The 6,330-nt window shown below is 31.5% G+C and carries 5 protein-coding genes; all 5 read right to left on the reverse strand.

What is annotated here, in order from left to right; all coding sequences use genetic code 11:
• Window positions 1-1,278: SLBB domain-containing protein (locus tag Q0C22_RS08965; protein ID WP_291493935.1), on the reverse strand; the 1,278-nt coding region annotated here is incomplete at its 3' end.
• Between the two features lie 169 nt (window positions 1,279-1,447).
• Window positions 1,448-1,825 (reverse strand): hypothetical protein, encoded by a 378-nt coding sequence (locus tag Q0C22_RS08970; RefSeq protein WP_291493937.1) that lies wholly within the window; start codon window positions 1,823-1,825, stop codon window positions 1,448-1,450.
• A gap of 31 nt (window positions 1,826-1,856) precedes the next feature.
• Complete coding sequence (locus tag Q0C22_RS08975) at window positions 1,857-2,951, reverse strand: glycosyltransferase (protein ID WP_291493939.1); 1,095 nt, start codon at window positions 2,949-2,951, stop codon at window positions 1,857-1,859.
• Between the two features lie 123 nt (window positions 2,952-3,074).
• The gene (locus Q0C22_RS08980; RefSeq protein ID WP_291493941.1) at window positions 3,075-3,698 is read right to left on the reverse strand and encodes a YdcF family protein; all 624 of its coding nucleotides are present in this window, start codon (window positions 3,696-3,698) and stop codon (window positions 3,075-3,077) included.
• A 334-nt stretch (window positions 3,699-4,032) separates the two neighbouring features.
• Entirely contained in the window at window positions 4,033-4,404 is a 372-nt protein-coding gene (locus Q0C22_RS08985) for a hypothetical protein (RefSeq protein WP_291493942.1), read from the reverse strand.
• Between the last annotated feature and the right edge of the window lie 1,926 nt (window positions 4,405-6,330).

Genomic DNA, 6,330 nt, shown 5'->3' on the forward strand with positions numbered 1-6,330 from the left:
GTTTGATGCTAGAAGCTGCTGCTGCAGTCTATTTATCATCAAATCAATGCTTTGCTGCTGAATTTTTTGCACGCTTGCTCTTGTAAAAACTGCGCCTCTTAAATAAGCCTCTTTAGTATAACCGCCGGCTCTTTCAAGCACAGACGATAACCTTTCTCCTGGCGTAATCGGATATACGCCTGGATATTTAACCTGTCCGCCAATGTAAACATACTCGTAAGGATGCCAGTTGGGAATAGTTCTTACAAATATATAGTCTCCTATTTCAAGCTTAATATTATCTTTAGGATCATCTTTAAGTGCTTTTGCTAAATTGACGTGAAACCTTTCAACCTTTGGGCCCTCTTGTGTAATTGAAGTTCTGGTAATTTCAGCTTTATCTGAGGCATAGTAGAGCAAACCTCCTGCTCTATCTATTACGGTTTTTAAAGTCGTTACATTTGGTTTTATGGCAAAAGAGCCAGGCATTGCAACTGCTCCTTCAAGTTTAACAGTATTCAATTCTTCGGGAACAGAAAATATTTTAACAAGATCTCCGCCATGAACTATAAAATTTGCTTCGGGGTGTTTTTTTAATGTCTCTAAGTTTCTAAGGTCTTTGAGGCTATCTTCAAAAACCATACGAACCTGATGATCAACTATCCTATAAACTTGCACTCTGCCTGTGAAAGCAAAGCTTTGAAGACCCCCCGCCATTTCTATAAGCGCAAGAATTGAGGTTCTGCCCTTAAGTTCATAAATAGCAGGGTCCTTAACAGCGCCTGCAATAGCAACTTCTGGACCAATTGGCGGAATGTAGATTACGTCTCCAGGCTGTAATCTTATGTTGCCTGTTGTGTCACCGTATATTAAAAAATCGTACATGTCAAAGTGTGTTATTGTTTTTCCATCTCTTTTAACCTCGATATTTCTCATGGAACCAATTTTAGATGGACCGCCGCATGCAAAAAGCGCGTTAATTAGGGTTGATAAAGAAGACACGGTATAGCTTCCGGGGTGTGCAGCATAACCTACGACATATATAGTCATAGTTCTTAATGAACCCATTGTTATATTTAAATTGAAATTTTTATAGTATTTAGAAAATGCATTTTGTATTACACCTTTTAATTCAGAAAATTTTAAACCAGCTACACTTACAACTCCAACGCCTGGTATATTGATGTCTCCATCTCTATTTACAGTTAGAGTTAAATTCTCACTTACACTACCCCAAACATCTATTTTTATCTGGTCATTTGGACCAATAATATAATTTGGGCCGACGGGAACACTCATTAGCGGTGCAAATGTGGATGGCGGGCTGATAAATAGATTATAACCAAATTGTTTAAGATTTTTTACGGAAACAGATGAAGGTAGGCTTCCAGATATAAACTCCTCAAATGCAGACGGTTTGTTTAAAGGAGTTAATGCAGGGTTTGTTATAGTTGTAGAAGTTTTACCATTAAGTAATGAACTTTGCGTTTCTTGCTGAACTTGATTTAATTTGTTCTGGTAGTGTTTGCTGTTGGAACTGAGAAACAGAAGGATTGGAGTATTGCGATTGAGGAACAGTTTGCTGTGATTGTGCAAAAGGATTAGTTTGCGAGCCTTGGTTCTGCTGTTGAAATTGAGAAACAGAAGATTCACTTGAAATCCCAGATTGAGATTGTTGACTTGTTTGTGATTGAGAAAAAGGTCCTTCAGGCATTCCAGCATTATTCTGCCTTGATGTTTGAGTTTGTCCTGCAGAATACAAAGGTGTTATCTCTACACCCTGAGCATATGTAAGCCCCGATAAATAAAACAATAAGCTTAAAACTAAAAAGATTTTCCTAAACAAAACACACCCCCACTTTACTTTTTACAAAGTATTACAATTTATTTGATTTACTAAACTTCATTATTCTACTAATTTTAAATTTCACAATGGACCAGTATAAGCCAATATATATAAACATAAAAATGATTGAAAACACAATAAGCACTTTAGTATCGTTCCAGAATAAGATTGCAGGTAAAGCGCTAAAAACTGTCAAAACCCACAAAAATGGAGAAGTCATTGAATTTCTATAAAGAATTTTTTCTGGGTTTGAACCAACAAATATTGGTGTCATTCTTCTAAAAACAAGTGTATGCAAATGAAGTGCATCTGCTTTGCCAACTGATGATTTTTTAATGATTTTTCTCCTATACATCGAAAATATTGTTTCAAAAATTGGATAGATACACAAAAGCAAAGGAAAAAAAGCAGATACCTGCTTGTGTCTTACAACAACCAAAACGGCTACCTCCGCAGCAATAAATCCAATAAAATAAGCACCGCCATCTCCTAAGAATATTTTTCCAAGAGGATAGTTTAGCAAAAAAAATGCAAAAATGGAAAATATCATTGCAAAACAGACATACACTATATACATGTCATTTAGTTTGAACGCAACATAGGCAAAACCAAGAAAGATTATAATTGAAACAAATGAAGCTAGACCATTGTATCCATCTATTATATTAAAAGCATTTGTCACCCCACTAACGGCAATAATCGTAACAATAACCGCAACGGCTTTAAAAGAAAACAATTTATCAACAATACCCAAATCTAATCTGTTTAATAGAGCACCTAAAAATAAAATTCCAAGACCAGCGGATAATGTTATAACTAGTAAGCGGTAAATTGGTTTAACTTTTCTTGATATATCTTCTGTTAAGCCTACCAAAAAAGCGGGTGTAGCACAAAGCGTTAATAGTAAAAAATCACTTTCTTTTCTGTGAACAAAAAGTAAAAAAGAAATCACAAAAAAAGCCAAAAAAATACCAGTGCCCCCAAGCCTTGGTGTTGAGTTTTTATGAAATTTCTGTGGCTCATTATTTATTTTATCTAAACCAATAGAGAGTTTGTTCGAAAATACTATAATTAAAAAGTCAATCAATGAACAAACCAAAAAAGCGATTATAATATATTTTAGCATAAAAGCCTACTTTTCTTTAAATAAAACCAAATCAGCTCTTTTAATGATTTACAAAATTTAGAACTGACTTAAAATTATATTGTACACTTTTCTTTTAAAATTTAAAGCTTTTTTAGTAAAAAATTAAAGAAAAAATATTAGCTTGTAGTACAAGTAGCCTAAATATTCTCTTAAAGCTTCGGTTGATATTACAAGATTACCAAGTGTTGGTAAATAACTATAAAAATTATAAGAATGACTTTCTTTAAAATCAACAGGATAGGGTATAACATCAAGGTTATGCTTTTTAAAAAGCATAACTGCACGTTTCATGTGATAAGCGGATGTAACTAAAATAATTTTTCTAAAATTTTGCTTTCTGCAAATTTTGGCTGTATAAATTGCATTTTGGTTTGTATCAAAACTTTTGTTGTCAATAAAAATATCTTTTGAGTTAACGCCCATTTGTTCTAAAATTTTTTTTGCAATATTTGCGGTTGATCTTGTGGAGGTTGCATATCCTCCAGAAAAAATAATAGGCAAATGCAGCTTTTTATATAAAATATAACCACCAACTAAACGGTTAAGAGAATCGCCATCTAATGTATTTTTGTTATATGATCCTGCTCCTAAAACCACTATTGCATTTGCATGAAGGTTTTTGGGTATTTTATAAGATTGCTCAAGCGGTGATACAAGCATATTCTTTACGGGCGATATAGACGCAAGATACAAAACAACAGCACAAAAAAGACTCAAATAAAACACGAACTTTTTCTTTGTTGAAAATAAGGATATAACCAAAAAGACGATTATTATTGAGCCTGGTGGGAATATGGCGTATTCTACGAGCTTTTTTACTGTCTCAATCATAATCATGAAATTTTTTTAATAAACTAACTAGAATCAACCGTTTGACTACAATTTTAAAAAACACAGTATTTAGTTGACTTCGTCTATTTTTTAACCTGTTGAAAAAAGTGTTATGCTGAAATTGTTTTTCTAATATTGAAATATCTTTTTTAAGACCACAAAAATGATCAATTAATGTTTCTACAATTTTGTCTTCGAAATTTTTTCTCATTAATTTTTACCATTAAATTTAAATTGCCTTTGAACCCACTTGAGCTTTTGTTAGACGGTCTATTGTTTCTTTACAATGCTTTGGGGCTGATTCTATAATAGGTTCTATTTCGTAAAAGACTTTATAGGCTCCAGATTTCATAGTAGAGCAAATATATGACTTTGTATGAAACTCTATTGATTTAGTTAGAGTCTTTATAGTAGTTTTAACTGCTCTAGAAAAGTAGGATTTAAGAACAGAAGTATAGAGACTATAAAATTCAGATTTATTATTTAAGAGCATACCTTTGGAATTAATATCAAAACTTATATTGTCTTCAAAAAAGATTTCCATTGGTCTATTCGAATGTTGACACGTTGCGTGCCTGCAATTTATTAGTCTTTCTTTCATATTAAAAGAATTTATACTAAGCTTTGCTATTTTGCAAGCATTAATTGTAATTATTTAAAATATTTATGCGGATGCCTGCAAAACAATTCAAATCCATATTTATGAGATTATTATTTTTTAAAAGGATTATGAAATTAAAGGAAAGGAACAAAAACAACTTAATCATTTCACCAAGATATTGTAAACAAAGTTTATAAATATTAAAAAAATCTATTAAATCATTGTAATTTAAAATCACAACTTTATCAGTTATTTTATGTAACATAGTTAAAAAGTTGTTTTGTTAAATTTTATATCACATAGATGTAATACCTAGCTAATTTGTGTCTAGCTTTTAGAAGTCTCTGTGCTCACATAAAATATTACTATCTTTGTAAAGTTTTACAAAAATCAGTATAAAAAATTTTTTTATGTGAAAATTAATGTGCATAAAAAGTGCGCACTAAAAATTGCACAAAATGAGAAAAAGTATCGAATACTTGACTACAAAAAGTGTCGAATTTTTTGCATAATTATAAAACAAACTGAATAATATATAAAGTGTCTAATCACTAGCGATCAAAAGGACCGAATTTTTTGAGTTTGATTTTTCTCTTTTCATTCCCCTTTCATTCCCTTTTCATTCTCCTTTGACTCCCCTTTCGTTCCCCTCTCATTCCCCTTTGGTTCCCCTTTTATTCCCCTTTCGTGCACCAAAAAACTTTAGCAAAATGTCTTTTAAATAAGCTTTCTCAAAATCAGTATTGCATTTTTTTTACACATTAACAATGCACAATTTTTTGCAAGATTTTTTTGGAGGGTTTTTGTATAATTTATAATTTGCTATAGCAAATGTCTGCAAAGTATTTTGACTATCAAACTTTTTTAAGTAAATCTGCAATAAATTTTTAGTCTTACAACAATTACTAATAACAAGATTTTTAATATTATTTGTAATTAATACACTATTTAAAAGTATCAATCATAAAAGCGTTATTATAAGTGATATAGTAATATATTATGGATAATCTTATATTAAGAATAATATCTAGCACTTAAAACGCTTACAATTGATTTATTTAGATGCTAATTTGAGTTTTTATTGTTTTAACAGGATCTGTGTTTTTTAAAAATTGTAGACTATAAAAAAATTATATTGCTGACACTTAGACATTGCGACCTGGGGCAAATACGTAGCGATTCTGGGCAAATTTTTAGTGCAGCAGGATAGCAAATTGCCGGTACCGGTATAAGAATCAAAACAAAAGATTAGAATTGTTTTTTATAGATTTAATATATTCTGCGGATCTTGTAAATTCAGACAAATCAGATTTAGCAGATTGCTGTTTTCATAAGCCGTGTCTTGTGTTATGTCAGTTTTGCTGTATGTAAATTTAGTAAATACATTACAATTATTACTTTGTGCTTGCTAACCCAACGCCTTGTTAGAATCTTTCTTGCTTTGTTATTCTATGCAATTTATTTCACAGTCTGCAACCTTTAAACAACAACTGCTTGTCACTCAATCGTTTCCTGATGTAGTGCGTGTGGTGCAAAAATTTTTTTGGGGGTAAAGGGGGGTACTTTTCTATAAATTCTATAAACAAACTTGTTTTCCTCTATGCTTAATACTGGTACTAACTATTTTTTTTATAACAGGGAAAATTAAAATTATACTTCAATTCTTTATCTCCGCAATGGCGTTGCCTTCAGGCATAAGCCATTGCGCGCAGCTATTAAATACTATAATTTCTATGTATTTAATAGCTATAGATATCTATAGAGTACCCCCCCCAAATGTAGTATATCCGGAACCAAATGTAGTATATGCGGAACCAAAGATTAAATAAAGAATTTGTTTTTTAGTTCCGCAGTCAGAGTCACTATGGCAACAGGTGATTTTTTGTCAATAAATTTACCGCTTCTTTTTTGATGCCAGGTATCAAA

Origin of the sequence: Desulfurella sp. (genome assembly GCF_023256235.1) — a bacterium.
Lineage (GTDB): Bacteria > Campylobacterota_A > Desulfurellia > Desulfurellales > Desulfurellaceae > Desulfurella.